17 protein-coding genes are annotated in these 26,156 nt (G+C 66.0%); 8 read left to right on the forward strand and 9 right to left on the reverse strand.

Annotation, left to right across the window (positions count from 1 at the left end; translation table 11 throughout):
* The 7 genes from SX243_13745 to parE form a co-directional block, all read right to left on the reverse strand.
* A partial coding sequence (locus tag SX243_13745; protein ID MDY7094026.1) for a glycosyltransferase family A protein occupies window positions 1–315 on the reverse strand: 315 nt, incomplete at its 3' end.
* Window positions 308–1,051 carry a glycosyltransferase family 2 protein gene (locus SX243_13750; protein MDY7094027.1) on the reverse strand — a complete coding sequence of 248 codons (744 nt, stop codon included), beginning with the start codon at window positions 1,049–1,051 and terminating at the stop codon, window positions 308–310. The genes SX243_13745 and SX243_13750, both read right to left, overlap by 8 nt.
* Window positions 1,052–1,201: 150 nt before the next feature.
* On the reverse strand, window positions 1,202–1,966 hold the full coding sequence (locus SX243_13755) for a matrixin family metalloprotease (GenBank protein ID MDY7094028.1): 765 nt from the start codon (window positions 1,964–1,966) through the stop codon (window positions 1,202–1,204).
* Between the two features lie 29 nt (window positions 1,967–1,995).
* Window positions 1,996–2,559: a hypothetical protein gene (locus SX243_13760; protein ID MDY7094029.1), complete on the reverse strand. Its 564-nt coding sequence runs from the start codon at window positions 2,557–2,559 to the stop codon at window positions 1,996–1,998.
* Window positions 2,560–2,796: 237 nt separating this feature from the next.
* Window positions 2,797–6,471: a M36 family metallopeptidase gene (locus SX243_13765; protein ID MDY7094030.1), complete on the reverse strand. Its 3,675-nt coding sequence runs from the start codon at window positions 6,469–6,471 to the stop codon at window positions 2,797–2,799.
* Between the two features lie 327 nt (window positions 6,472–6,798).
* Window positions 6,799–9,093, reverse strand: coding sequence for a DNA topoisomerase IV subunit A (gene parC / locus SX243_13770; protein MDY7094031.1), 2,295 nt, complete (start codon window positions 9,091–9,093; stop codon window positions 6,799–6,801).
* Window positions 9,094–9,127: 34 nt separating this feature from the next.
* Window positions 9,128–11,017 (reverse strand): DNA topoisomerase IV subunit B, encoded by a 1,890-nt coding sequence (gene parE, locus SX243_13775; protein ID MDY7094032.1) that lies wholly within the window; start codon window positions 11,015–11,017, stop codon window positions 9,128–9,130.
* Between the two features lie 748 nt (window positions 11,018–11,765).
* On the opposite strand from parE, the gene SX243_13780 reads away from it, so the two are divergent.
* The 5 genes from SX243_13780 (at window position 11,766) to SX243_13800 (ending at window position 18,714) form a co-directional block, all read left to right on the forward strand.
* Entirely contained in the window at window positions 11,766–13,406 is a 1,641-nt protein-coding gene (locus SX243_13780; protein ID MDY7094033.1) for a S8 family serine peptidase, read from the forward strand.
* Between the two features lie 523 nt (window positions 13,407–13,929).
* Window positions 13,930–15,567, forward strand: coding sequence for a S8 family serine peptidase (locus SX243_13785; protein MDY7094034.1), 1,638 nt, complete (start codon window positions 13,930–13,932; stop codon window positions 15,565–15,567).
* Between the two features lie 275 nt (window positions 15,568–15,842).
* Entirely contained in the window at window positions 15,843–17,117 is a 1,275-nt protein-coding gene (locus SX243_13790; GenBank protein ID MDY7094035.1) for a hypothetical protein, read from the forward strand.
* A gap of 24 nt (window positions 17,118–17,141) precedes the next feature.
* Window positions 17,142–18,020, forward strand: coding sequence for a zf-TFIIB domain-containing protein (locus tag SX243_13795; protein MDY7094036.1), 879 nt, complete (start codon window positions 17,142–17,144; stop codon window positions 18,018–18,020).
* A gap of 115 nt (window positions 18,021–18,135) precedes the next feature.
* Window positions 18,136–18,714 carry a shikimate kinase gene (locus SX243_13800; GenBank protein MDY7094037.1) on the forward strand — a complete coding sequence of 193 codons (579 nt, stop codon included), beginning with the start codon at window positions 18,136–18,138 and terminating at the stop codon, window positions 18,712–18,714.
* On the opposite strand, the gene SX243_13805 is transcribed toward SX243_13800, so the two are convergent.
* Window positions 18,680–20,989 carry a protein kinase gene (locus SX243_13805; protein MDY7094038.1) on the reverse strand — a complete coding sequence of 770 codons (2,310 nt, stop codon included), beginning with the start codon at window positions 20,987–20,989 and terminating at the stop codon, window positions 18,680–18,682. The two genes, SX243_13800 and SX243_13805, sit on opposite strands and share 35 nt — an antisense overlap.
* A gap of 396 nt (window positions 20,990–21,385) precedes the next feature.
* Here SX243_13805 and SX243_13810 point away from each other — a divergent pair, with 396 nt between their 5' ends.
* Both SX243_13810 and SX243_13815 read left to right on the forward strand, forming a co-directional pair.
* Window positions 21,386–22,072, forward strand: coding sequence for a response regulator transcription factor (locus tag SX243_13810; GenBank protein ID MDY7094039.1), 687 nt, complete (start codon window positions 21,386–21,388; stop codon window positions 22,070–22,072).
* Between the two features lie 74 nt (window positions 22,073–22,146).
* Window positions 22,147–23,925, forward strand: coding sequence for an ATP-binding protein (locus SX243_13815; protein MDY7094040.1), 1,779 nt, complete (start codon window positions 22,147–22,149; stop codon window positions 23,923–23,925).
* Window positions 23,926–23,955: 30 nt separating this feature from the next.
* Here the strand turns inward: SX243_13815 and SX243_13820 are convergent, their stop codons facing one another.
* Window positions 23,956–24,708 carry a hypothetical protein gene (locus SX243_13820; GenBank protein ID MDY7094041.1) on the reverse strand — a complete coding sequence of 251 codons (753 nt, stop codon included), beginning with the start codon at window positions 24,706–24,708 and terminating at the stop codon, window positions 23,956–23,958.
* Between the two features lie 235 nt (window positions 24,709–24,943).
* On the opposite strand from SX243_13820, the gene SX243_13825 reads away from it, so the two are divergent.
* Entirely contained in the window at window positions 24,944–25,975 is a 1,032-nt protein-coding gene (locus SX243_13825; GenBank protein ID MDY7094042.1) for a PstS family phosphate ABC transporter substrate-binding protein, read from the forward strand.
* The last annotated feature ends 181 nt before the right edge of the window (window positions 25,976–26,156 follow it).

The following is a 26,156-nucleotide window of genomic DNA, read 5'->3' on the forward strand; positions in this document are numbered from 1 at the left end:
CTCGGATCCTGCCAGCCAGTCGTCACCGTCCACCAGCACCACCAGATCGCGATCTGCCGCATCGAGAGACGCCAGCGCCCGCCAGCGCGCCCGAGCCGCCCAGCCGCGCCGGCTTCCCCGCAGCAATCTCAGACGAGGCTCCTCGGCGGCCAACCCCTGCAGCAGCGCCACCGAGCCGTCGGTGGAGGCATCGTCGTAGACGGTCCAGCAAAAGTCCCGGTGGCTTTGTTCCCTCAGGCTCTCCGCCAGCCGCGGCAGCCAGAGCTCGGCGTTGTGGCAGGCGGTGACGACGTGGATGCGCAGGGGATCAGCCATCGGAAGACCCCCGCCCCGTCTGGGCGATGCGCCGGCGCTGATAGCGATCTCGGTTCTCGGCGATGAGATGGGGCTCCCGCCAGGCGCTCTCGAACTCGTGGTGCTGGTGCAGGTAGGCGAAGGCTTCGCTGCGTACCAAATGTCGCCCGTCGCTGAGGTAGCGCTCGAGGAGATCCTGGTCTTCGGCTCCCCAGCCGACGAAGCCTTCATCCCAGCCGCCGACCTCTTCCAGGCGTTCCCGCCACAGGATCGGAGCCACGCCATAGCTCTCACCGTCGAGGATCCGTTTGAGGATGGTCTGCTGATGATCCGAGGCGGCGAGACGAACCCGGAACAAGATCTCTTGGCGTTGCTCCGGGGAGACCGACTCCAGGGGAGTGAGCAAGCGATAGCCCGCCACCACCAGCCGCGGCGCGGAGGCCGCCGCCGCCACGTGGCGCCGGAAGACCCCAGGCGCCGGCAGCAGGTCGACGTCGAAGGGCAGAATCAACTCTCCTCGCGCCGCCGCCAATCCCCGATTGAGCAGCCGACTGAGGTGGAAGGCGTCTGGGTTCTCGACGAAGAGATAGCGTGCCCCAGGGCAATCCTCCACCAGCCTTTGAACCGTCTTCTCCGCCGCGCCCTCCACCAGGATCAGCTCGCGATCCGGAGCATCCGCCTGACGAAACCAGCTCAACAGGTTGCGCAGATGAACCGTGCGGTTGCGATAGGGCACCAACAACGAAATCTTGGGCATGCTGAAACCAGCTTTGCAACGCCTGCCGTCTTTGTCAATCGAAGCCCTCCCGCCTCGCAAAAAAGAGCGAGGGAAGGCCCAGAAGAACCTTCCCTCGCTTCGACTCATTCTCCGAGCCACCGCAGAGCGGCGACCCGGTGAGATGCAGACTTACTTACAGGTCTTGCGACCGCTCGGTCCGCGGCACTTGTTGGAGCAGCAGTCGCCGTCCACGGAGCAGGAGTCACCCTTCTGCCCGAGGGTGCAGGAACCACCGCCGGGGCCGCCGCCGCCGTAGAGAGCGTCGATGCCGTCGGCGTCGTCGTTCTCGATGCTGGCCGGGCCGTTGTTGCAGGAGGACACCGACGGATACATGGTGGCACCGTTGACGTTGGTGTGGCCGAGGCCCAGACCGTGGCCGATCTCGTGCACCATCACGCCCTCGATGTAGAACTCGCTGGAGCAGCCGGAGCCGTTGGGATCCTCGTTCTGGGAAGTCCAGCTGTAGGAGGTGTTGGTGACGATGTCGGCGTCGTCGATGCGGTAGGTGCCATCGTTGCGCTGGCTGTAATAGCCGGTGAAGGTGGCCGCCAGACAGTTGCCGTTGCAGACGTTGATGGGATCGTCGAAGACCAGCATGGGAGTGCCGTCTCCGAGGGTCAGGTTGTTGGTATTGCCCGAGGTGGCTCCGACCACGTTGCCGGAACCGGCGCCGTTCCAGGCCTGATTCGAGGTGATGGCCTGCACGGTGGCCGAGACACCACCGTCGGAATCATTGACGGAGCTCAGGCCGCCGTTGTCGACGATGTAGGTGGGAGCGCTGTCCCAAGTACGGGCGGGGCTCAGAAGGACGTAGGCAGAGGCGCTGCTCGCCACCATCAGGGCTACCAGGGCGAGAACCAGATAGCCGGGGATCTTCAAATCATGCATTTTCATGTTCATTCTCCTTATTCCGGTCTATCCAGTTATTGCTGCAGCCGAGGAATACGACGGGCCTGGGCCCGGAGCTGGGTCTTGAGCTCGTCCAGCTGGATCGTCCGCGGACGCTCCGCGGGGCGACCGTCGGCGGTCAGCAGCTGCACACCGGCCTCGAGGGTCGGCACGGCCATCTCGGCACCCTGACGGTCCCGGGTGATGCGGTACTGCCCCAGGCGGTAGCCCACCACCTGGTAGACGCCGGCCTCGGCGGGCTGGAGGAAGAGGAGAGTGTTCTGCCCGCGGTTGAACTGCGGGAAACCGGCGGCCTCGATGGTGTAGCCATTGACGGTGCCGCCAGCGGTGCGCACGCGCACGACGGTAGCGTCGGTCTTACCCACGACTTCCTCGCGGACCTGCACCAGAGCCTCGGTGAAGATCACCGTGCGCTCGTCGTTCCAGAACGAGGTGACCTCAAGGATCTGCCCCTGAACCACGGCGACGGACTCCTGCAGCATCTCTTGCTGACTCATGTTGACAAAGGTGGACGCCGAGGCCGGTAGGGCCAAGAGGGCGACCAAGGCGAGGACGGACAACGCTACGGTCGTTCGCATCAAAAAAATCCTCCCAGAGGAAAGAAAAGGGGGGCACAGACACCTTTCCCCACACGGAAAAGGCTTGAGGACCCTTAGAAGGCATCGAGAGCTATTGCTGCCATATTCGTATAGTGAGTGCCTACACAAGCACAAAACAGGACAGATGCGAACAAAAAACACGGCGACCGAGCTCTAGGAGCCCGGCCGCCGTGCCGTTCTTGCCGGAGTCATCCGGCACGAGAAGCGATGCTGAGACTACTGGTAGGTGACCACCAGCTGCGGGTGGTTGGCCGCATCTCCGTTGTCGCCGGAGAAGTAGCCCATGTAGTCGTCGCTCCTGTTGTCGTTGTCATCCAGCTGGAAGTAAATCCGCAGCTGGGTGGTGCCGGTCTTGTTGACCGCCGACAGGCCGGAGGCGTCTAGGACGCCCTCGGACCAATCGCCGTCCGCCGGCGCGTCGGTGAGGGTCGCGGCCTGAGACGCCGTGGCGGCGGCCTCGAAGTCGCTGTCCTGCAACGCCGTGTTGCCGCTGAAGCCGCCGCTCTGGACGTCGACGAAGCAGCTACCGAAGGTGGCGAAGGGGTTGGCGCCGGTGAGGCGTCCGCGGCGCAGCCGCAGGGTCGCCGACACGATGGTGGCGCCGTCCGGGATGGACGAGGTGTCGAAGGACACCACCGACCGCCACTGACGGTCCCGCCGGTCGTCGCCGGCGCGGATGGGCCGCTGACCGGCACCGTTGGGATTGCTGTTGCCACCGACTCCGCTGTTCTCCCCCTGCTCCCGGGTCCAGCCGTCTTCCCCACCGAGAGAGGTGAAGGTGACGGTGGTGGAAGAAGCGGGATCCACCGTGACGGTGATGGAGTCGGAGCCCGGCAGGCCACCGCCGTCGGTGACGCTGGCGGTGATGGTGTGGGTGCCCACGGACAGCCCGGTGGTGGAGAACGAGGCTCCGGAACCGATGTTGCCGTCGAGGCTCGAATCCCAGCTCAGGGACGCGGAGATGTTGCCGTCCTCGGCATCGTTGGCGGTGCCGGAGAAGGTGACGTTGTCCCCATCGGTGAAGGTGGAGCCGTCCGCCGGAGCGGTGATGGTCACCACCGGAGCGGTGTTGCCGCCGGGATCACAGGGCGACTCGCCGGTGACCACGATGTCGTCGACGAACCAACCGGTGAAGCCGTTGGACACGCTGTCCACGGTGTTGAAGCGGAAGCGCAGCTGGATGGTCTGCCCGGCGTAGGCCGCCAGGGAGATGGCTCCGCTGCTCTGCCACGCCGCGGTGGACGCATCCGCCGAAGAGCGCGACCACACCGGAGTCCAGCTGCTGCCGTCGGTGGACACCGCCACCTCGGCGGTGTCGTAGGTGCCGCTGAAGGATTCCACCACGCGGTAGTAGTCGAAGGTCAGCGTCGACGCCGAGTTGATGCCCAGGATCACCGGCGAAACGAGATCACCGGTGTTGGCGGAGCCGGTGTCGTAGGTGCAGGTCGAATCCTGGCCGTAGTAGAAGGCGTTCACCGGCGACGAATAGCCCGGCGAAGCACAGCTGGAGTTCACCGTCAGATGCCACAGACCGCTGGCGGTCCAAGCACCGGCGCCAAGCTCGAAGTCCTCGTCCAGGCCAGCGGCGGTCCCGTCGTCGACGGTGATCGTGGCGGAGTCGGAATCGCTGCCGCAGGCGGCGGTGGTAGCGGTGACGGTGTAAGTGGTGGTGGTGGTCGGCGAGACGGTGATCTGCGCCGTGGTCTGGCCGCCCGGCGACCAGCTGTAGGTGTTGTCCGGCTGGGCCGGGGTCCCCACGACGGTGGAGTCACCGAGGCAGATCACCTGGTCCGGACCGGCGTCGGCCACCGGGAACGGATTGCACTGACACTCCGGCGGCACGTTGAAGCCGTCGGTAGCGGACAGGCTGCCGGAACCGCCGGTGGCAGCATCGATACCCAGGCCGTAGGCCGCGAAGGCCTCCCACAGACGGCAGACGTCCTCGCCGCCGTAGTTGTCCACCGCCGCCTGAATGATGCCGTCCCGGTTGTCCAGGAAGGTCGGCGAGCAGGCGGTGTTCTTCAGGCCCTCGTTGACGTAGAGCATCATCCGCTGGTTGCCGGAGCCGCCGGCAGCATCGTAGATGTCCGGGTCGAAGCCGTGGAAATCCACCAAGGCCCAATAGGCCTCCCAGATGCCCTGGGCCCACACCGCGCCGACGCCGTGGGGCACGGACACGCCGGTGCTGATGGTGGAATAGGTCCAGGTGTTGACGCCGGGATCGGTGCTGTAACGCTGGGTGCGGATGCCCGGGCCGGTGGTGGCCTGGTCCAGGGCGTAGGTGCCGATGCCGCGGGGATCGGTGCCGGCGTCGCCGGTCTCGGCGGTGTAGGCCAAGGACCACCAGTCACTCCAGCCCTCGCCGGCCTGCTGCGTGTTGCTCAAGCAGCTGACGTTGGACGGCCCACCGACCTGACGGTTGGAAATGCCGTGGCCATACTCGTGGATGATGATGCCGTTGTCCAGATCGCCGTCCTTGTCGGGGGTCGGCGCGGTCCAGATGTACATCTGCATGCGCGGGTTGGAGCCGTCCGGCGGGGTCAACATGTTGGCGTTGTTGGTGCCGGAGCCGTCCTGGGCCTCGGCGTCCACCGGATCACTGCCGGCGCCGGGGGCTCCGTAGTTGTTCTCCTGGAAGTTGCCCGCCGCCTCGTCGAAGCCGTACTGGTATTGCACATCGTGGATGATGTTGTTCCAGTAGAAGAGGTTGGCCACCGCCGCCGGAATGTACTGATTCGGCGCCAGGGTCAGATCGATGGAGAAATCGCAGACGAGAGAGCCGCCGCAGTCGGGCTCGCTGGCCGGGGGTCCATTGTTGTTGTCGATGTCGTCGTAGGCGTGGACGTTGTTGCCCCGGTGGATGGTGAACTCGGCGCCGGCGGCACCGTTGGTGTCATGCCAGCCGAAGGGGGACGCGGAACCGTCCGCCGGATCGATGACCAGGGTGCGGCCGTCGGAGGGCGGCAGCGGGGTCACGTGGTTGGGGCTCTCCGCCGGAATCTCGTACACGCGGTAGGAGTCGTTGGCGACCCAGTCGAAGCGAGTCCAGACGGTGCCGTCCACGGCATCGACGGTGAAGTCGAAGGCGTGCTCGCTGTCGAGGGTGAAGATCTGGAAGTTCCACACCAGGCGGGCGTTGCCGCGGTGGATGGGCAGCCACATGAGCTGGGCGGTGATGGGATCCTGGGAGACGCCCTGATGGGGAACCTGGGTTTCCCGGGTGGGGCCGCTGGCGACGCTCGCCCGGCCCTCGACCTTGATCCCCGCCTCCAGGTGCTGGAGGGCGGAGTTCACCGCCGCCACGGCGCCGATTTGAGGAGTGGTGGTGTTGATGGCCTTGGCCAGGTCCGGCAGGAACGCGTTGTTGGCGCTGATCAGCCGACCGTCGCGGTTGACGTTGAGGTGCAGCTGGCCGTTGTAGACCGGGATGTCACCGTGGTGCTGCACCAGATAGAGGTGGGTGGCACCGGAGACTTTGGAGAAGACCGAGTCCTGGACCTGGGCGCTCTCGAGATCCGCCGGGGTCAGGCCGAAGAGGTCGAGGTGATCGGCGACGAAGCCCAGGCCAATGGTCAGCGGGCTCGCCTCGGAGTCACCGGCGGTGAGGTAGCCAGTGCGGTTGGAGACGGTGCGCAGGGCCCCGGTGGTGGGCTCGAAACGCGCTTCCAGCCCCGGAACGGTGGCCCGCAGCTGATTGAGGGCGGCCTCCTGGGTCGGGCCCTGGAAGATGTCGACGCCACGCTGCGCCGCATCCCGATGATCGTAGTTGCGGTAATTGTCTTGGAGCTGGGCCGCTTCAACGCCCAGCGGCGTCCACAGCACAGCCAGAAGCGCCACGGCAACGCCGAAGGCGCGAAGCACGGGGCTCCTCGACCAGGTTCGATAGTCCATCCTCGAAAACTCCTCTCCGAAAGGGGGGGGTGAACGGGAGCTGCCGGCACTTCCGCGCAGGGAAAGCCGACGCTCAAACGACAGAAAACCTTGAATAGGCATCAGTTAAGTGCGCGGAAGCTTAGAAAAAGAGACAGTGACCAAGAAAAAAGGTCCCAGGACAGGGCCCGGAGAGCCCCCCGCCCTCGACGCTGGAGCGTCTCCCCTGGGCTCCCACGCTGGAGCGCGGGAGCGAGTTGCACAAACAGTCCTCGCGGAGCCCGTTTCATCGATCCGGGAGCGAGTGGGGACTGAGGTTATAGGGTGGGCGCCAGCCCACCACCCCGGCTAGAGGATCTCGATGCTGTCGGGGTTCTGGAATCCCCGGGGCAGGCGGCTGCCGCGCTGGGCTCGTTCACCGTAATAGGGCTCCAGCTCCGAGCCCTTGAGGTTGATGTAGCGCTTGCCGGCGTGGATGCGCAGGGTGTCGCCTTCGGTGAGGGCGGCGACGGCGATGAGCACTTCCTGGCCGTAGCGCTTGGTGCGCGGCATGTTGAGGATCTTGTTGCCCTTGCCCCGGGGCATGGCGGGCAGGTCGCGGATGGGGAAGACCAAGAGCCGGCCCTGGTCCGTCAGCCCCGCCACCAGGTCCTCCTCGTAGTTCGTCACCTTGCGCGGGGTCAGAGGCTTCGAGCCCTTGGGCAGGGCGAGCACCGACTTGCCGGCCTTGGGCCGGGCATGGAGATCGCCGAGGGTGGTGACGAAGCCGTAGCCGGCGTCGGAAGCGAGGAGCACCATGTCCTCGTCGGCCCCCGCCAGCACCGCGGTGAATTGGGATCCCGGCGGCGGCGACAGGCTACTGGACAGGGGCTCCCCCTGGCCCCGGGCGGACGGCAGGGTGTGCGCCGGCAGAGAGTACGAGCGGCCGGTGGAGTCGAGGAAGATGGCCTGCTGATTGCTGCGTCCGGGAGCGGCGCCGAGGAAGCCGTCGCCGGCCTTGTAGCTCAGGCTCTCGCCGTCCACATCGTGCCCCTTGGCGGCGCGCACCCAACCGCGCTGGGAGAGCACGATGGTCACCGCCTCGCTGGGGATCAGCTCCGACTCGTCCATGGCCTTGGCCGCCTGGCGCTCAACGATGGGCGAGCGGCGCTCGTCGCCGAATTCCTCGGCGTCCGCCTGCAGCTCCTCCCGCACCTTCCCAGCCAGCGCCTTCGGCGAGCCGAGGAGCCGCTCCAGCTCGTCCCGCTCCTTCTGCAACTCGTCCTGCTCGCCGCGGATCTTCATCTCCTCGAGGCGCGACAGATAGCGCAGCTTGAGCTCGAGGATCGCCTCCGCCTGCACGTCGGTGAGGCCGAAGCGCTCCATCAGCACCGGCTTGGGCTGTTCCTCATGACGAATGATCGCGATGACCTCGTCGATATTGAGGTAGGCGATGAGGAAACCCGCCAGCAGGTGCAGACGCTGCAAGACCTTGTCGTATCGATGCTTGAGGCGCCGGCGCACGGTCTCGATGCGGAAGTCGAGCCACTGCTTCAGGAGCTCCTTGAGATCCATCTGCTGGGGCCGGCCGTCGAGGCCGATGGCGTTGACGTTGACCCGGTGGGTGCGCTCCAGGTCGGTGGTGGCGAAGAGGTGGGCCATGAGGGCGTCCACGTCCACCCGGTTGGAGCGTGGGGTCACCACCAGCCGGCAAGGATTCTCGTGATCCGACTCGTCCCGCAGGTCGTCCACCATGGGAAGCTTCTTGGCCTGCATCTGGGAGGCGATCTGGGACAGCACCTTGCTGCCGGAGACCTGGTACGGCAGAGCGGTGATCACCACGTCGCCGTTCTCCCGGCTCCAGCGGCAGCGGGCCCGCACCGAGCCGCTGCCGGTCTTGTAGATGGAGAGCAGTTCCTCCGGCGACGAGATGATCTCCGCCTCGGTGGGAAAGTCCGGCCCCGGCAGATGCTCGAAGAGGTCCTCCACCGTCGCCTTGGGATGGTCCAGCAGATGCACCGCCGCCGCCACTACCTCCCGGGCATTGTGGGGCGGAATGTCCGTGGCCATGCCCACGGCGATGCCGGAAGCGCCGTTGAGCAGCACGTTGGGCAGCCTCGCCGGCAGCATCAACGGCTCCTTCAGGGTGCCGTCGAAGTTGGGCCCCCACTCCACCGTTCCCTGGTCGAGCTCCGAGAGTAGAGTCTGAGCATAGCGGGTCAGCCGCGCCTCGGTGTAGCGCATGGCGGCGAAGGAGCGGGGATCGTCCTGGCTGCCCCAATTGCCCTGACCGTCCACCAACGGATAGCGGAAGCTGAAGCTCTGGGCCATGAGCACCATGGCCTCGTAGCAGGCGGAGTCGCCGTGGGGATGGAATTTGCCAATGACGTCGCCGACGGTGCGGGCGGATTTCTTGAATTTGGCCAGCGCCGACAGGCCGAGCTCCGACATGGCGTAGACGATGCGCCGCTGCACCGGCTTGAGGCCATCCCCCACATGGGGCAGAGCGCGGTCGAGGATGACGTACATGGAGTAGTCCAGGTACGCCTTCTCGGTGAACTCCGAGAGCGGTTGCTGCTCGGTGTCCTGGGTCTGCAAGCTCAGCTGGATCGCCTCGTCGCTCTCGGCCTTCTTCTTGCCTCGGCGCTTCTTCTTTTCCGCCATCACTTCTTCTCCGCCATCAATGGAGTCTCCATCTTTAGACTTCCGCCAGATCGCCCTTGGCGGTGAGCCAGTGGCGGCGATCCGAGGACCGGCGCTTGGCCAGCAGCATGTCGAGCATCTCGTCCGCCTTCTTGCCGCCGTCCAGGGTCAGCTGCACCAGCCGCCGGGTCTCCGGTGCCATGGTGGTTTCCCGCAGCTGGCTGGGATTCATCTCCCCCAGCCCCTTGAAACGCTGGACGTTGACCTTGCCCTTGAGCTCCCCCGCCTCGGTGCGCCGCAGCACCTCGTTCTTCTCGCTCTCGTCGAGGGCGTAGAAGACCTTCTTGCCAACGTCCACTCGAAAGAGCGGCGGCATGGCCACGTACACGCGGCCGGCGAGAACCAGCTGGCGGAAGTGGCGGACGAAGAGGGCACAGAGGAGGGTCGCGATGTGCAAGCCGTCGGAGTCGGCGTCGGCGAGAATGCACACTTTGCCGTAGCGCAGGTCGTCGAGCTTGGCATTGCCCGGCTCCACCCCCAACGCGACGGCGATGTCGTGGACCTCCTGGGAGCCCAGCACCTGGCCGTGCTCCACCTCCCAGGTGTTGAGGATCTTGCCCCGCAGCGGCAGGATGGCCTGGAATTCCCGGCTCCGGGCCTGCTTGGCGGAGCCGCCGGCGGAGTCTCCCTCCACCAGGAAGAGCTCCGTCACCGACAGGTCCTGGCTGGTGCAATCCGCCAGCTTGCCGGGCAGCGCCGGCCCGCCGACGGTCTTTTTGCGCTGCACCTTCTTCGCCGAGCGCTGCCGCGCCTGGGCGCTGTCGATGGCCAGCTGGGCGATGCGTTCGGCGTCGGCGGTGTGGTTGTTGAGCCACAGGCTGAAGGCGTCCTTGGTCACCCCGGAGGCGAAGCTCGCCGCCTGGCGGGAGGACAGGCGCTCCTTGGTCTGGCCGGAAAACTGAGGCTCGCGCATGCGCAGGGAGAGGATGTAGCTGCACCGGTTCCAAACGTCGTCGGGGCTGATCTTGACCCCCCGCGGCAGCAGGTTGCGGAACTCGCAGAATTCGCGAATGGCCTCGGTGAGGCCGAGACGGAAACCGTTGACGTGGGTTCCGCCCTGGGGCGTGGGGATGAGGTTGACGTAACTCTCGGTAACCGGATCTCCCTCCTCCGGCAGCCAGGTCACCGCCCACTCCACCTCTTCTTCCTCGGAGGAGAGCTCGCCGGTGAAGGGCTCCTCGGGCACGCGCTCGAAGTCCCCCAGCTCGTCGAGGAGGTAATCCGTCAGCCCGGCCTCATAGCACCAGGTCTCGTCGTCCTCGTCTTTGGCTTCGTGGGTGAAGGTGATGGTCAGCCCGGGGCACAGCACCGCTTTGGCGCGGAGGGAGCGCTTGAGCTTCGGGATGCTGATCTTGGGGGAGTCGAAGTATTGGGCGTCGGGCCAGAAGCGTAGCCGGGTGCCGGTGTTGCGCTGGCCGACGCTGCCCACGACCTTCAGATCCTGCTTCTTGTGCCCACCGTCGACGAAGATCATGTGGTGCTCTTTGCCGTCCCGGCGCACCCACACCTCGAGGCGTTCGGAAAGAGCGTTGACCACCGACACGCCGACGCCGTGGAGGCCGCCGGAGAAGCGGTAGTTCTTGCCGGAGAATTTGGCGCCGGCGTGAAGCCGGGTGAGGATCACTTCGACGCCGGAGACTTTCTCTCCCTTGTGGCGGTCCACCGGCATGCCCCGGCCATCGTCCTCCACCGACACCGAGCCGTCCTCGTGCACCGTCACGGCGATGTTCTTGCAGTGGCCGGCGATGGCCTCGTCCACGGAGTTGTCCACCACCTCCTGGGCGAGGTGATTGGGGCGCTCGGTGAGGGTGTACATGCCGGGGCGTTTGCGCACCGGCTCCAGGCCCTTGAGGACCTCGATCTGCTCAGCGGTGTAGTTGGTCATGCAGGGTTGGGGGTCGTGGAAAGCTGGTTCGTGGACGATCCTGAATGGGATACGGGCGGGTCTGTGATCCAGCGCTTGCCCTCCTCGCGACCTGCGCCGGATTACCGCCCCCGTTGGCGGCCCATGATACCGGAATCCCGCCATCCTTCAAGCCCCCTCTCTCCCTGATCAACAAGTGGGTACCACCTCTTCCTTCTGTCCCATGATCCAACGAGGAGCGGTAAGCCTGGGGGCGTGGGCAGTCGAGTTCTGCGGGGATCTCACGATCCTCCTCGAATCCCGCTGCCCACTCACACCGGTAGAGGTTGATCCGGCTATTGGGAATCCAGCAGCCAGAAGTGGAATCGCTGACTAGGCGATTACCAGCAAGCAAGAACCAACAAGTGGGTACCACCCTCCTCCATCCTGTCCCCAACGCTCAGAGAACACCGCCGGTATGGCGAGGGAGCGGGTTCCGAGGATGGGCGTCCGCGTCCACCGCAGGACCCGACTCCCGAGCACCCCTCACCGTCCTTCCCCTGTCCAAACCCAAGAAAGCCGGCAAGGATGCCGGCGCTCCCAGGGAAGAACCAACAAGTGGGTACCACCCTCGGGGAGCTCCTTGGTGAGCCTTATGGCTTTTCTTCGATCTTTCGTGAGAGAGAACCCGGCGCGCTACGTCTGTGATGGGGAATGGAGCCCGTGGCTACCCCCCTGCGGCTTCTCAGCGTGGCGCTCCATCTCTCATGACTTTTGAGGAGAACTCACCATGTCTAGCAGTCATTCCTTTCCCGACCTTCGCCTCTATCGCATGCTGTGGTTGGCCATCGCAGCGCTCCTCGTCCTGTTCTTCGTACTGGTGCCCGGAGCACTGGGAGCCCAGGAGGAGCTCGATCCCTTCCAGGAGCTCCTGATCAAAAAAACTGACTTCGACACCGAGACCCGCGCCGCCGTCACCCAGGGTGAATCCGTGGAGGTCCTCGTCACCTTCCGGGATCGCGACGAGGACGCGGCCGGGATGCTCCGGCAGTCGGTGGACGAAGAAGAAGGGCTCCAGGCCCAGCTCGAGTATCGCTCCGCGGTCTGGGGCCTGTTCAAAGGAGCCGTTCTCCAGGATCTGGAGCAGCAGGATCTCGCAGTGGAGGTGACCCGGGACTTCGACTACCTCCCCGTGACAGTGGTGCAGATCCAGAGTCCCGAACAGGCCGAGGCTCTGCTCAGCCATCCCGACGTCCTGGGCCTGTCGCAAAATCGCTGGTACGAACCCATGGTGAGCAAAAGCCTGCCGCTGATCAACCACCAAGGAGCCCTCAACGTCGTCCACGGCAGCGGCTCCCAACTCGGCGCCCATAGCTCGGTGGTGGTCATCGACAGCGGTGTCGACTACACCCTCCCCACCTTCGGCTCCTGTGAGGCCGCGGGAGAGGAAGGGTGCGTGGTCTCCTACGCGCGGGACTTCGCCCCCGAAGACGGCGAGCTGGACAACACCGGTCACGGCACCAACGTCGCCGGCATTGTCCACGCCGTGGCGCCGGGGGCCAAGATCATCTCCCTGGACGTCTTCCGCGACGTCGGCGGCGGCGTCCAAAGGGCCTCCAGAGACGACATCATCGCCGCCATCGACTGGGCCCTGCGCAACACCTACTGGCACAAGATCAAAGCCATCAACTTGAGCCTGGGCAGCCCGCGACGGTTCAATGTCTGCGCCGCCGCATCGACCTTCAGCCCCTACCATTCGGCCTTCGAACTGCTCTACCAATACGGCATCATGCCGGTGGTGGCCAGCGGCAACGAAGCCGATCCCAATCAAGTGACCGACCCCGCTTGCGCTCCCAAGGCAGTGGCGGTGGGCTCGGTGCTCGACACCGACATCACCTTCCTCAATCACCAGAACTTCTTCTACGGCAGCTGCTGGGAGAATCCCGGCACTCCGAAGGATACGGTGAGCTGTTTCTCCAACGGCGGCCCGGAGCTCGATCTGCTGGCCCCCGGCGACAAGATCACCGCCGCCGGCATCACCACCCAGGGCACCTCCCAGGCCGCTCCCCATGTCGCCGGTGCTGCCGCGGTGCTGCGTTCCTACTACCGCTGGGAGTCGATCCCGGAAACCCTGGCACGCATGACCCGCAGTGGCACCCCCATCACCGATCATCGCACCGGTGAGGTCTACCCCCGACTAGATCTCGGCGCCGCCCTGCAGGTGGATCCCTGCGAGCTCAACAGTCTGGCTCCGGGGTGTGTCCTCGGACGAGACGACTGCGGTCAGCGTTTCGACGGCGCCATCTGCGAGCAATTCCGCGACGTGATCTTCGATCTCTGCCTGGTCAAGCCGTGGATCTGCGTCGAACCCTGGCCCACTGAGCCACTGCAGGATTTCGACCCCGAACGCTTCCGCGGCCGCCGCTTCTAAGGAGCCACCGGCTCCATCCCATCCCCTGACCTACCACCGGCGGGGCCCTCGGGCTCCGCCGGTTTTTTTGGTACCAACGAGTGGGTACCACTCCCTTTCGCTCCCCTCGAACCTGTCCCCTAAGCCCCAAAACCACCGCCGGTATGGCGAGGGAGCGGGTTCCGAGGATGGGCGTCCGCGCCTACCGCAGGGCCCGACTCCCGAGCACCCCGCTCTGTCCTACCCTCGCTCAGCCCAGAAAAGCCGACAGGATGTCGGCGTTCCCAGGGGGAACCAACAAGTGGGTACCACCCTCCTGAGAATCGCTCCCAGGAGAAACCAACAAGTGGGTACCACCCTTCTGAGAACCCACTCTTAGCTTCATGGCTTTTTTTCGATTTTCTGTGAGAGAGATTTCTCCGCGCTGCGTCTGTGTCAGGGAATGCAGCCCGTAGGCCCTGATTCTCGGGCCTCGATATTTGACTGACGCGCCGCCTGCGGCGCAGCTTGCGGGGGCCGGTGAGCCCCCAGGAGAGAACGACTCATGAACGATCGTCAACGACTCATTCACCGCCGCCGGGGCTTGGGGAGCATCGCTGCGACCTTCCTCGCCCTGACTTTGATCCTCCTGCCAGGCAGCCTGGCAGCGCAGGAGGAGCCGGACAACTTCGCGGCTCTCATGGCCAAGAAGAGCGACCTCGATGCCGAAACGCTGAACGCCATCCAGGAAGGCCAGGGCGTCGAAGTGCTGGTGACCTTCCGTGACAAAGACGACAACGCCGTCCACATGCTCAAGCAGTCGGTGGACGAGGAGGAAGGGCTGCAGGCGCAGCTCGAGTACCGGGCCGCCGTCTGGGGGCTCTACAAAGGCTCCGTCTTCCAGGACCTGGAAGAGCAGGACATGGCCGTGGAGGTCACCCGCGACTACGACAACCTGCCGATTGCCCTGGTGCAGGTTCAGAGCCAGGAACAGCTGGAGACCCTCGCCAGCCACCCCGATGTCCTCGGCGTCAGCCAGGACCAATGGATGTACCCCGCGCTGAGCCAGAGCCTGCCGCAGATCAACCACGCCCAGGCTGAGGCCAAGCTGGCGCAGCACGGCATGCTCCTGGGCCAGTACGGCTCGGTGGCGGTCATCGACACCGGCGTCGACTACACCCACCCCGACTTCGGTAGCTGCGACGCCGCCGGCGATCCCGGCTGCGCGGTCTCCATCGCCCGCGACTTCGCTCCGGACGACGGCGCGCTGGACGACCACGGCCACGGCACCAACGTCGCCGGCATCGTCCACGGCGTGGCCCCGGGAGCCAAGATTCTCGCCCTCGACGTCTTCCAGCGGGATTCCCGGGGCAACCTGGGAGCCCTCACCTCGGACATCATCGACGCCATCAACTGGGTCATCCGCAACACCTACTGGCACAAGGTCAAGGCCATCAACCTCAGCCTGGGTGGCCCCCGGCGTTATACCTTCTGCACCTCGGACCTGACCTTCAGCCCCTACCGCCAGGCCTTCGAGCTGGCCCGGGACTACGGCATCATGCCGGTGGTGGCCAGCGGCAACGACGGCCACGCCAACTACGTGGCCGAGCCCGCCTGCTCCAACCAGGCCGTGGCCGTGGGCGCGGTCCTCGACCACACCGTCCCCCCGGGCAATGGCTACAGCTATCCCCTCGCCGGCTGCACCGACCCCGTCGGTACTCCCATCGACACTGTCAACTGCTTCTCCAACGGCGGTCCGGAACTCGAGCTGCTGGCCCCCGGCACCCTCATCACCGCCGCTGGGATCACCTTCCCCGGGACTTCTCAGGCGGCGCCCCACGTCGCCGGTGCCGCTGCCGCCCTGCGCTCCTTCTATCGTTGGGAGTCGGTGGAAGAGACGCTGACCCGCCTCACCGCCAGCGGCACGCCCATCACCGACGGGCGTAACGGTCAGGTCTTCCCGCGCCTCGACCTGGGGGCGGCCATGGGCATCGACCCCTGCGCCATCAACCCCCTGGCCCCGGGCTGCGTCATCGGCCGTGACGACTGCGGTCAGCGCTACGACGGCCCGATCTGCGACCACTTCCGGGATGGGATCCTGGACCTGTGCGTGGTCAAGCCGTGGATCTGCGTCGAGCCGTGGCCGGAGATCCCGCTGATCGACTTCGACCCCGAGCGTTTCCGCGGGCGCCGGTTCTGGTGAGCCCAGCTCTGACGAGCTGACACCAACTCCGGTTCCCTACCCTAAGCCGGCGCGGGCCTCGAGCCCCGCCGGCTCTTTTTTTGTCTCGAATACCCACCCAGCCCCTTCCCACCGACGGTTCCGCCCCATCTCTTGCTGCCTTCTGCAAATCTGTCGCTTCGCCAAGCTGCGACGAGGGCTATAATGTTCAGGGGAAAGAAATTCCAGTCTTCGATGCCCAGTCTTTGATGCCCCAGTCTTGGATGCCACGCCGGCTCAGGAAAAGGTCTCGACCTATGCGACAGCACCCTCGGTTTCGTCTCGCCTCCCGTTTCTTCCCAATCAGCACGGCGATCTTCTGCGCCCTGACTCTCCTCGCCCTCGCCCCGGCGGCTCGAGCTCAGAACACGGTGCCCTTTGGATTCAAGAATCTCGAGGGACAGGTCGCTTCCGGGCTGCGAGTGGAGCTGGGGGAAGTCTCCGGATGCACCCTCCAGGTGCTGCAATCCGGAGCGTTTCCCAACGCCGCGGTAGAGCGCAAAGCGGTGGTGCTCAGCGGAGCCACCGTCGACCGCCGGGGAAGCGTGCGGATCCTTCTGCGCACTTCCTGTTCGCGCACGCCGGAAGTGCAGGAATGGTGGTGGCTCAATGCCGAGGGAGACCGGCTGGGAGCCAAGCGCCGCCCGCGGCTAGGCAACAACGACCCGGCCATCTCGTCGCTCTTCGAAGAGCGCACCGCGCTGCAGGTGGTGAGCTTCCTGACGCCGGAGGGCAAGCTCGAAGTCCTGATGCCGACGGAGCTCCAGGCCGGTGACACCCTCTCCGGCAGTCTCGCCTTCGAAGCATTGGGTGAGGGCCGGCAGCTGTCGAAGAACCTCGGCGGGCTGCGCAGCTACAGCCTGGAGCTCTCCGGCCAGGATGTGCGTCTGCTGCGGGAGACTTGGACTCTGACGCTGCCGGAGAATCTCCCGGGCATCATCGAGATCTCCCTCTGGGACGTCACCGGCGAGCTGCTGGCGGCCAACGCCGTCCCCCTGGCGGAGAGTCCGGAAGTCTCCGACCTCTTCCGCATTCCCCGCTTCACCCAGGGCGGCCAGGCCTTCTCCATCCGCGGTCCTTTTGACGGCGACCTCTCCAACACCTCCGTCGCCCTCGGCGAGGCCGGGGCAGCAGTGCTCGCCGAATCGCCACGGCGGGCGGTGGTCCGTGCCCCTTCCCGCCCGGTGGGGTCGGTAGAGATCCGCATCAAAGAGAGCGAGACCACCGCCGTTGGCGAGTTGCGCAACATCGACGTGCGGGTAGCGGCCCGGCAGCCCACCATCACCACCGGAGAGCGGCTGGATCTGAACGTCGAGGTCAGCGGGCTCCAAGGCCTGGAGCAGCCGGTACGCATCGAGCTGGTCAACCACACCCTGGCCCTGGCCCACTTCCTCGACGCCGGCCTGAGCCCGGTGCTGGTCTTCCAGCCGGACCAGGTGAACCCCAACGGCACCGCCAACCAAAGCCTCCAGTTGGAGGGCAATCAGGGAGGCACCTTCGATATCGAGGCCCGCCTGGCGGCCGGCAACTAGCTGCCGGCATGATAGACATAGCCGGTGCAACTGCTCACCCAATGCCCCGAATGTAGCCGTCGGCGGGACGTCACCGGCCAAGCCCCCGGCACGTCCTTGCCTTGCCCCTGCGGAGCCACCCTGACGGTCCCCGCCCCCTCGCTGGGGGATGCGGAGGTGGTGCGCTGCTCTTCCTGTGGCAGTCCCCGCCAAGGCCAGGAGGCCACCTGCCGCTTCTGCGCTGCCGATTTCACCCTCCACGAAAGAGACCTCAACATCGTCTGTGGCAGCTGCCTGCACCGCGCCAGCGGCAAGGGCCGCTTTTGCCACCATTGCGGCAGCCCGCTGCTCAAGGACCAAGCGCTGGACGTCTCCGGCTCCCTATGCCCTGCCTGCACCGAGGACACGAAGCTCCAAAGTCGGCGCCTCTCCCGGGATCTCGCGGTCTTGGAATGCCCCCGTTGCGCCGGGCTGTGGCTCGAATGGGAACCCTTCCGGCTGTTGGAGAAAGAGGCCCAGCAGAACGCCCAAGCCGCCATCGAGCGGCGCCCGGCCTCGGTCACCCCGGTGGAGACTCAGCAGCAGCAGAGCCGCGCCTACCGGCCGTGCATCGTCTGCGGCAACCTGATGAATCGCCGCAATTACGCCCGCAGCAGCGGCGTCATCATCGACACCTGCAAAGACCACGGCGTGTGGTTCGACTTCGAGGAGCTGGCGCGCATCCTCACCTGGATCCGCCGCGGCGGCCTGCAGCGGGAGGGCGCTCGGCAAAAGCAAGAGCTAACCGAGCTGGAGCGCAGGAAACGCCTCGAACGACTGGACAAGAGCGGGCCCATGGGTGGTGGCGGCGGTACGCTGCTGGGCGAAGATTCGCGGTCGGGGATTTGGCTTCTCGACCTGCTGGTGGACTTTCTGCTCCCCTGACCGGAGCCCAGCCCCCCACAGCGCATTCCTCTCATCTCGTGTTTTTCCGAGCCTCGGCTCGCGATCTGCTGCCCGCCTCTACCGGCGGTCGGCTTCTTTTTCCCAGGAGCCCTCCATGGAAGGCTATTACGATCACCACGCGACCCTACAACTGAACCGCCCCCTGGCCGTCGCCGGCATGATCGGCAGCCCCTACCGCCACACGGCGTACCACGTCTCGTCGCGCACCGGCCTGCCGTTCACTGATCTCGACCGCAAGATAGAGCACGAGGCGGGACAATCCCTGTGGGATCTGGTGACTCTTCGCGGAGAGCCAGCCCTGCGCGAGCTGGAGCGCAAGGTGCTGCTCCAGACCCTGCGCGCCCGCCCCGCCGGCATCATCGCTCTGGGAGACGGCACCCTCCTCGACGCCGACAACAAGCGGGCGGTGCTGGAGTCGACGACGCTGGTGCACTTGGAGATGGACCTGGCGGCGAACTATTGGCATATCCGGCGCCATGAAGAAGAGCATGGACGCTTCTGGAATCCCTTCCTGCCCTCCCCCATCACCCGGATCGAGGAACTGCGGCCGGTGTTCCAGCAGCTGGAGCCGAGCCTGCGGGATGCGCATTGGGTCCTGCCGGCGGCGGGCCGCCACTCGTCTCAGCTGGCGCTGGAGATCATCGGCCGCCTGCAGGAGGTGAAGGCGGGTTGAGGCCTCGACTGGCGCCGGGCTCCTCGACGGCGGCGACCCTGCCCAGCCCGACCCGCTCCAGAAGAGCGCGAAAGCGCGGCTCCTCCCGTAGCGGATCGTAGAGCGGCCCGACCCCCAGCCAGATCAGATCCGTGGCCCGCAGCCCGGCGGCCTGCTCCAGCGCCGTCAGAGCGTTCTCCCGCTCCCCCAGCCGCAGCAAGAGCCGCGCCTTGAGCACCGGCGAGACATAGCGCTCGGCGGCGACTTCCTTCAGGCGCCGTAGCAGCTCCCTGGCCCGCCGGAGATCTCCGGCCCCCACCGAAGCACACCCCAGGGCAGAGAACATCTCCGGACTGCCGCCGGAGAGCTCGATGGCCCGGCGGAGGCTGCCCACCGCTTCCTGGGAGCGCCCCAGCTGGTCGTAGGCCCGGCCGAGGAAGAAGTGGGCCATGGCGAAGCCCTCGTCCATCTCCAGCGTCGACTGCAGCTCGCTCACCGCCTCCTCATAGCGGTGGGCGAAGAGGCGTTGCAGCCCGAGGCTGGTACTCACCGCCAGATTCAGCGGGTCGAGCTCCAGGGCGATGCCCAGGTGGCGGCGGGCGGCGACGAATTTGCCGTGGGGCACCAAGTAGTTCATGGCGTACCAATGGTGCGCCGGGGCGTGCTGGGGATCGAGCTCCAGGGCCCGGCGGAAGGATTGCGCCGACGCCTCCGGGTCCCATTCGTAAACCGAGCGCAGCAGCCCCAAGGTGTTGTGGGGCCCCGCCAGCTCCGGGTTCAGCTCTAGAGCCCGTTGCGCCGCCTGGCGAGCCTCCGGCATCACCTCGTCCGGCGCTGCCACGCCGTAGAGACCGAGGACGGCGTAGGCGTCCGCCAGAGCAGCGTGGGCACGGGCGAAGTCCTCCTGCCGCTCGATGGCCTCCTGGAAGAGCTCGATGCTCCGCCGCAACCCCTCCTCGGTGCGCCGATCCCATTGATGGCGTCCCTGGAGGTAGAGGTGGAAAGCATCCATGTGGGGCTCCGGCAGCGACTCCATCTCCTGGGTTTGCTCGTCCTGGATCCAGGTCCCCCGAAGAGCCTCGATGATCCGCCGGGCGATCTTGTCCTGCACCGCGAACAGGTCTTCCATGCGGTGGTCGTAGCGCTGGGACCACAGGTGATAGCCGTCGGCGGTCTTGATCAGCTGGACGGTGATGCGCAGCTGATCGCCGGATTTGCGCACGCTGCCCTCGAGCACCGCGTCGACGTTGAGCTGCCGGCCGATGAGGCGCACATCCTGGGCCTGACCGAGGAATTGGAAGGAGGAGGTCCGGGAAGCCACCCGCAGGCCGGACAGGCCCCCCAGCCGGTGGATCAGCTCCTCCGCCAAACCGCAGCAGAAATACTCCTGATCCTGTGCCTCGCTGAGATCGGCGAAGGGCAGCACGGCGATGGAGGAGCGCCCAGAGCCCGCCGAGAGCCCCACCGGCACGGCGTTCTCGGTGGAGCGCTCGTCGGCGCTCTCAAGATCCGCCAGCAGCTCATCGACGCTCTGATACCGGCGCCCGGGGTCCTTCTCCAGAGCCTTGAACACCACCGGCGTGAGATCCCGATTTCCCACCCGCCCCCGCTCTCCCAAGGGCTCCGGCGGATCCATCAACACCGAGAGCAGCACCGCCGACTCGGCGGCCCCGCGGAACGGCCGCTGGCCGGCGAGCATCTCGTACATCAGGATGCCCAAGGACCAGATGTCGGAGCGCTGATCGCCAGCTTCGCCGCGCAGAACTTCCGGCGCCATATAGCCGCTGGTGCCTACGGCGTGCCCCGCTCGGGTCACCCGCTCGCTGCCCACCAACCGCGAGACGCCGAAATCCAACAGCTTGACCACCCCATCGCCGGTGATCATTACGTTGCCGGGCTTGATATCCCGGTGCACGATGCCCCGGCGGTGGGCGGCTCCCAGCCCCAAGGCGATCTGCCGGATCCACTCCACCACCTCCGCCGGCGCCAGATCCTCCCGCTGCATGCACGAACGCAGGGTCTCCCCCTCGTAGAACGGCATGCACAGGAAGCGAGCGCCGTCGTCGGTCTCGCCGATCTCGTGGAGGGTGCAGATATTCGGATGGTCGAGCTGGGACACCGCCTGGGCTTCGAGCAGGAAACGCTGGTGAGCAACGGTGTCCTCGCTCTGCTCGGAGGGCAGGAACTTGAGCGCCACGGTGCGCTGGAGACGCGTGTCGTGAGCACGGTAAATCACCCCCATGCCACCACGGGCCACCTCTTCCAAAAGCTGGTAATGGGCGATCTTATTCACCATGGGATGGACGCTCGGCACCGCCGATCACGACCCTCCCGGACTGGCAAAAGCGGGTCGCGTTGGGCGGCTGGATGGGGAGTATATCGCGCTCCCAGAGACATAGAGATGTCCATGTAAATTCGTCTAAGTGACTCCGCCACAGTGGGTTAACCCAGCCGACACAGGCCCGTAACAGGGGATTCTGTGGAAATCCTTCGTTCGTCCCCTCCCAGCTTCGGCTCCAGCCTGAGGGGAATGTCCTAAGATGTTAGAAACAATGACCTTATGGGGCATGCACAATTCCTTGTTCAAAACGGAAAAAGGCGCGTGACCATGCGGGTTTAGGCCGCTTTCGAAGGGCTTTCCCACAGGATTATCCACAGTCTCTGTGGAGAACCCATGCTAGATTGCCGAGCTATGAGTAGCACGCGTATCTTCATCGTCGAGGACGAACCGGATATCGCCGAAGTCCTCGAGTACAACCTGGGGCGGGAGGGATTCGAAGTCCAGAGCTTCGAGCGCGGAGACACAGCGTTGACGGCCACCCGGAGGGACACCCCGGACCTGGTGCTGCTGGACCTCATGCTGCCGGGCCTGGACGGCCTGGAGTTCGCCCGGATGCTGAAACGGGAGCCCGCCACCTCGCGCATCCCGGTGATCATGCTCACCGCCAAGGGCGAAGAGGTGGACCGCATCGTCGGCCTCGAGCTCGGAGCCGACGACTACATCACCAAGCCCTTCAGCCCACGAGAAGTGGTCCTGAGGGTCAAGGCGGTGCTACGCCGTCACTCCAACGGCGGCGAGGAAACCGCGGAATTGCTGGAAGCCGGACCGGTACGTCTCGACGTACCCGGTCACCAACTGCAGATCGGTGACGAGGAGATCGCCCTCACCGCCACCGAGTTCCGTCTTCTCAAGCTCCTCATGGAGCGCTCCGGCCGGGTGCAGAGCCGCAGCCGGTTGCTCTCCGACGTCTGGGGCTATGCCGAGGACGTCGACAGTCGCACCGTCGACACCCACATCCGCCGTCTGCGCCGCAAACTCGGCGACGAGGCGACCCGTATCGAAACCGTCGTGGGGGTCGGTTACCGCTTCAAACCCTGACCTCAGGGTCTCTACCCCGAGAACAAGACCCCGCGGCCTGCGCTTTCACTCCAACGCCCGCTACCCCATAGGCCATGACCACCTCCCCCATTTCCTCCTTCCGCCTTCGCCTGACCTCTCTGTGGCCCGCCTTGGCGGCCTTGGTGGCCGCCTTGGCTCTGCTCTGGTGGCAGATCCCCCAGCTGCAGGAGCGCACGGTGGTACGCCAGCTCTATGCCGTCCTCGACCTGCTCGCGCCGCAGGTCCAGCCGCACCTGGGAGAGCCCCTGGAAGTGCTCCAACCCTGGGTCGAAGACCTGGCTGCGGACGGACCGCTGCGCATCACCATCATCCACAACGACGGCACCGTCTACGCCGACAGCGCCCGGACGCTGGACGAGACCCACTACATGGAGAACCATGGCCGGCGCCCGGAAGTGCTGATGGCGTGGGAAGACGGCCGCGGCGTGTCCGTGCGCCGGAGCACCACCACCGGCCTGAGCTACGTCTACACGGCGCGGCCGGTGACCGCCGCCACGGGGGAGCCCTGGGTGCTGCGAGTCGCTCAACCCCTCGAGCAGCTGGCGGCCCTGCGCCAGCGCTTGCTCCTCGCCACCCTGGTGGCCGCGGCGGTGGGGTTGCTGGCCATGATCATCGTCTCCTGGCATTTGGACCGGCGCTATTTCCGCCCCGCCACCGAGCTCATCGAGGACGCCGCGAAGCTCCCCGAGATCGGTTTCAGCCACCGCGTTGCAGTTCCCGAGCAGCCGGATCTGGAGCGGCTGGCGCGGGTGATCAACACCCTCAGCGCCCAGGGCCAGGAGCAGCTGGCGGCTCTGGAAGCGGAGCGGGACCAGCTCAAGGCCATCCTGTCGAGCATGAGCGAGGGAGTACTGGTCACCGACCGCGACGGCCGGGCGGTGCTCGCCAATCCCGCCTTCCGGGATCTCTTCGGTCTGCACGTGCCAGTGGCGGGCATGAGCCCTCTGGAGATCTGCCGTCGGCCACAGCTGGCCAAGGTCATCGAAGAGGCCACCGGCCGCTCGGGAGTGGCGCCGGTGGACCGGCCGGTGCAGACCCACGACGACCGCACCGTCTTCCTCACCGGTGCCCATCTGCTGGCCAACGGCGGCGCGGTCATCGTCGCCCGGGACATCACCGAAGAAGAGCGGCTGGTGACCATGCGCCGGGACTTCGTCGCCAACGTTTCCCACGAGCTCAAGACCCCGCTGGCGGCGATCCGTGGCTACGCCGAAACCCTTCGGGACGGCGCCCTGGACGAGCCGGACACGGCCCAGCGCTTCGTCGACCGGATTCTCGGCCAATGCCGGCGGCTGCAGGCCCTTCTGGCGGATCTGCTCACCCTCTCCCGCCTGGAGAGCATCACCCCGGCACCGGACTCGGAACCGGTCAATCTATGGCAAGTGGCGGAGCATGCCTTCGAGCTGGTGAGTCAGGAGGCGGAGAATAAGAACATCCGCACCGAGCTGGATCTGCAGGAGGTCCCGCGCATCCCGGGCCGTAGCGGTGATCTGGAACGGCTGCTGGTCAACCTGCTGCAAAACGCCGTGCGCTACAACCGCCCCGGCGGCAGAGTGCTGCTCCGCATGCGCCGGAGCGGGTCCCAGATCGTCCTCGAGGTCGAGGACACCGGCCTGGGCATCCCTCAGGAATCCCTACCCCGGCTCTTCGAGCGCTTCTACCGCGTCGACAAGGGCCGTTCCCGCTGCGAGGGCGGTACCGGGCTGGGCCTGTCCATCGTCAAGCACGTGGCCCAGGCCCACGGCGGCGAGGTGGAGGTGGAGAGCAGCACCGGCGAAGGCTCCACCTTCCGCGTCCGCTTACCCGTGCCCCGCCAGCGGCGCACCGCCTGATCTTCTCCCCTCGATTTCAATGCCGAGGCGTCACTGCAGCCCGTAGTCCACGTGATAGCCGAAGCCGCTCACCACCGGCGTCTCGCCGCAATAGGCCGGAGTGTAGGAGTGTTTGCGGGCCAGCTCGGCGGCACCCCAGATGATGGTGGGAAAGCGGTCCTTGGTCTGCACCAGGGGGCGGGTGAGGCGGCCGTCCGCGGTGAGCAGGAAGAAGATGGTCACCCGGCCGTCGTGGCCGGCTTTGTCGGCGCCCACGGGATAGGGGCGCTGCAGGCCTTTGCGCTTCGACTCCGGCGCCAAGTACGTCGGGTCGTCTTCGCTGCACCTGCGCTCCCCCCATAGCTCGGCGGGGTACTCGCCGCTGGCCAGCTCCTCTTCACTGAGAGCCCGCTCGGCGAGGATCTGGGTCCGCGGGTGGTATTTGGTGAAGTCCGTCTCGAGGACCTGGGGAAAGAGATTCTGCGCCAGGTGGAAATCCCACAAGGCCTCGTCTTCCCGCTCGAGAACGATAGAGGCCACTGCCCGCTGGGTCAGAACGACGCCGAGGATCTTCCCCGCATCGTTCCCCCCATTGAGCCGGCGCGCCACCTCTTTGAGCAGCTTCGTGGCCTGCTTGTGCGCCGACTCCCAACGCTCGGCGTCGAGCTTGGAGTCGATCTCCTGAATCTCCCGCTGCCAGCGGCTGTCCGACGCGGACGCCGACGGTGCCGGTAGGAGGGTCAGGAGGAGAGCTAGGGCTCCGGCTAGAGCCCCTATTCTGCAGCACTTTCGGGTTGTCTTCATGAACGAGATCTTACCATCCAGCGCTCCGTCACATGGCCGTCACACCCTCGTCGTCGGTGCGTAGCGGTGCGCACCTATCGTTGCTCCGGCGGGGATCCAGTGCCCTCGGTACGCGCCGGGCAAGAGATCCCCAAGGCAATCGAATTCCCGAAGCATCGAATCGCCCGGACCGAAGAGCCTTCAATGGCGAGCCTGGAATGGGCGCCCAACGTCAACTCCGAGGAGAAAGCATCCTATGAAACGAGTACTGATCGCTGCTGCCGTCTGTCTGCTCTTCGCGGCCGGCGCCGCTGAAGCGCAGCGGGACCAGATCCGCATCGTGGGTTCTTCCACCGTATATCCCTTCGCCACCAAGGTCGCCGAGCAGTTCGGCAAGAGCACCCAGTTCAAGACCCCGGTCATCGAGAGCACCGGCTCCGGCGGCGGTCTCAAGCTCTTCTGCGCCGGTGTCGGCGTCGAGCACCCGGACATCACCAACGCTTCCCGCGCCATCAAGTCCTCCGAGGTGGAGCTGTGCGCCAGCAACGGCGTCAAGGAGATCACCGAGGTCAAGATCGGTTACGACGGCATCGTCATGGCCAACTCCAAGCGTGCGAAGCAGATGAGCGTGACTCTCGAGCAGATCTTCCTGGCTCTGGCCAAGGAAGTGCCCGCCGGTGACGGCAAGCTCAAGGCCAACCCCTACACGACCTGGAAGCAGGTCGACTCCTCGCTCCCCGACGTCAAGATCGAGGTCCTCGGTCCTCCCCCCACCTCCGGCACCCGCGACGCCTTCGCGGAGCTCGCCATGGAGGGCGGCTGCAAGACCTTCGACTGGATCGCCGACCTCAAGAAGACCGACAAGAACCGCTACAAGAGCATCTGCCACACCATCCGTGAGGACGGCGCCTACGTCGAGGCCGGCGAGAACGACAACCTGATCATTCAGAAGCTCGACGCCAACGCCGATGCCTTCGGTGTCTTCGGCTTCAGCTTCCTCGACCAGAACGCCGACAAGGTGCAGGGCTCCAAGATCAACGGTGTGGCCCCCACCTTCGACGCCATCGCCGACGGCACCTACCCCATCTCCCGGCCGCTCTTCTTCTACGTCAAGAAGGCCCATGCCGACGTCATCCCGGGCATGCGGGAGTACGTCAAGGAGTTCACCAGCGCCCGCGCCTGGGGTCCCGACGGCTACCTTTCCGACGCCGGCCTGATTCCCCTGCCGAACGCCGAGCGCACCAAGGTCGGCAGCGAGGCCAACAGCCTGGCCGCCAACGTCAAGTAAGACACCTTGAAGAATGACCGGCGGCCCTGCCCAAGGGTCGCCGGTCGTTTTGTTCCTCTACCGTTCGACAGCGCATTCTTCGCCCCCGCGGGGGCTTCTTCGAATCCCACCAAGGCACCACCGACCATGCACGGCCTGATCCAACTCTTTGTGCTCCTGGCCCTGTCCGCCGCCGTCTACC

The sequence above is a fragment of the Acidobacteriota bacterium genome, from assembly GCA_034211275.1.
Classification (GTDB): Bacteria; Acidobacteriota; Thermoanaerobaculia; order Multivoradales; family JAHZIX01; genus JAGQSE01.

Excerpts from the sequence above, each read along its gene's own strand:
- SX243_13810 (MDY7094039.1), top strand. The coding sequence starts at position 21,386 with ATGAGTAGCACGCGTATCTTCATCGTCGAGGACGAACCGGATATCGCC.
- SX243_13790 (MDY7094035.1), top strand. The coding sequence starts at position 15,843 with ATGCGACAGCACCCTCGGTTTCGTCTCGCCTCCCGTTTCTTCCCAATC.
- SX243_13750 (MDY7094027.1), bottom strand. The coding sequence starts at position 1,051 with ATGCCCAAGATTTCGTTGTTGGTGCCCTATCGCAACCGCACGGTTCAT.
- parE (MDY7094032.1), bottom strand. The coding sequence starts at position 11,017 with ATGACCAACTACACCGCTGAGCAGATCGAGGTCCTCAAGGGCCTGGAG.
- SX243_13820 (MDY7094041.1), bottom strand. The coding sequence starts at position 24,708 with ATGAAGACAACCCGAAAGTGCTGCAGAATAGGGGCTCTAGCCGGAGCC.
- SX243_13800 (MDY7094037.1), top strand. The coding sequence starts at position 18,136 with ATGGAAGGCTATTACGATCACCACGCGACCCTACAACTGAACCGCCCC.
- SX243_13760 (MDY7094029.1), bottom strand. The coding sequence starts at position 2,559 with ATGCGAACGACCGTAGCGTTGTCCGTCCTCGCCTTGGTCGCCCTCTTG.
- SX243_13805 (MDY7094038.1), bottom strand. The coding sequence starts at position 20,989 with ATGGTGAATAAGATCGCCCATTACCAGCTTTTGGAAGAGGTGGCCCGT.
- SX243_13825 (MDY7094042.1), top strand. The coding sequence starts at position 24,944 with ATGAAACGAGTACTGATCGCTGCTGCCGTCTGTCTGCTCTTCGCGGCC.
- SX243_13755 (MDY7094028.1), bottom strand. The coding sequence starts at position 1,966 with ATGAAAATGCATGATTTGAAGATCCCCGGCTATCTGGTTCTCGCCCTG.
- SX243_13815 (MDY7094040.1), top strand. The coding sequence starts at position 22,147 with ATGACCACCTCCCCCATTTCCTCCTTCCGCCTTCGCCTGACCTCTCTG.
- SX243_13785 (MDY7094034.1), top strand. The coding sequence starts at position 13,930 with ATGAACGATCGTCAACGACTCATTCACCGCCGCCGGGGCTTGGGGAGC.
- parC (MDY7094031.1), bottom strand. The coding sequence starts at position 9,093 with ATGGCGGAAAAGAAGAAGCGCCGAGGCAAGAAGAAGGCCGAGAGCGAC.
- SX243_13780 (MDY7094033.1), top strand. The coding sequence starts at position 11,766 with ATGTCTAGCAGTCATTCCTTTCCCGACCTTCGCCTCTATCGCATGCTG.
- SX243_13765 (MDY7094030.1), bottom strand. The coding sequence starts at position 6,471 with ATGGACTATCGAACCTGGTCGAGGAGCCCCGTGCTTCGCGCCTTCGGC.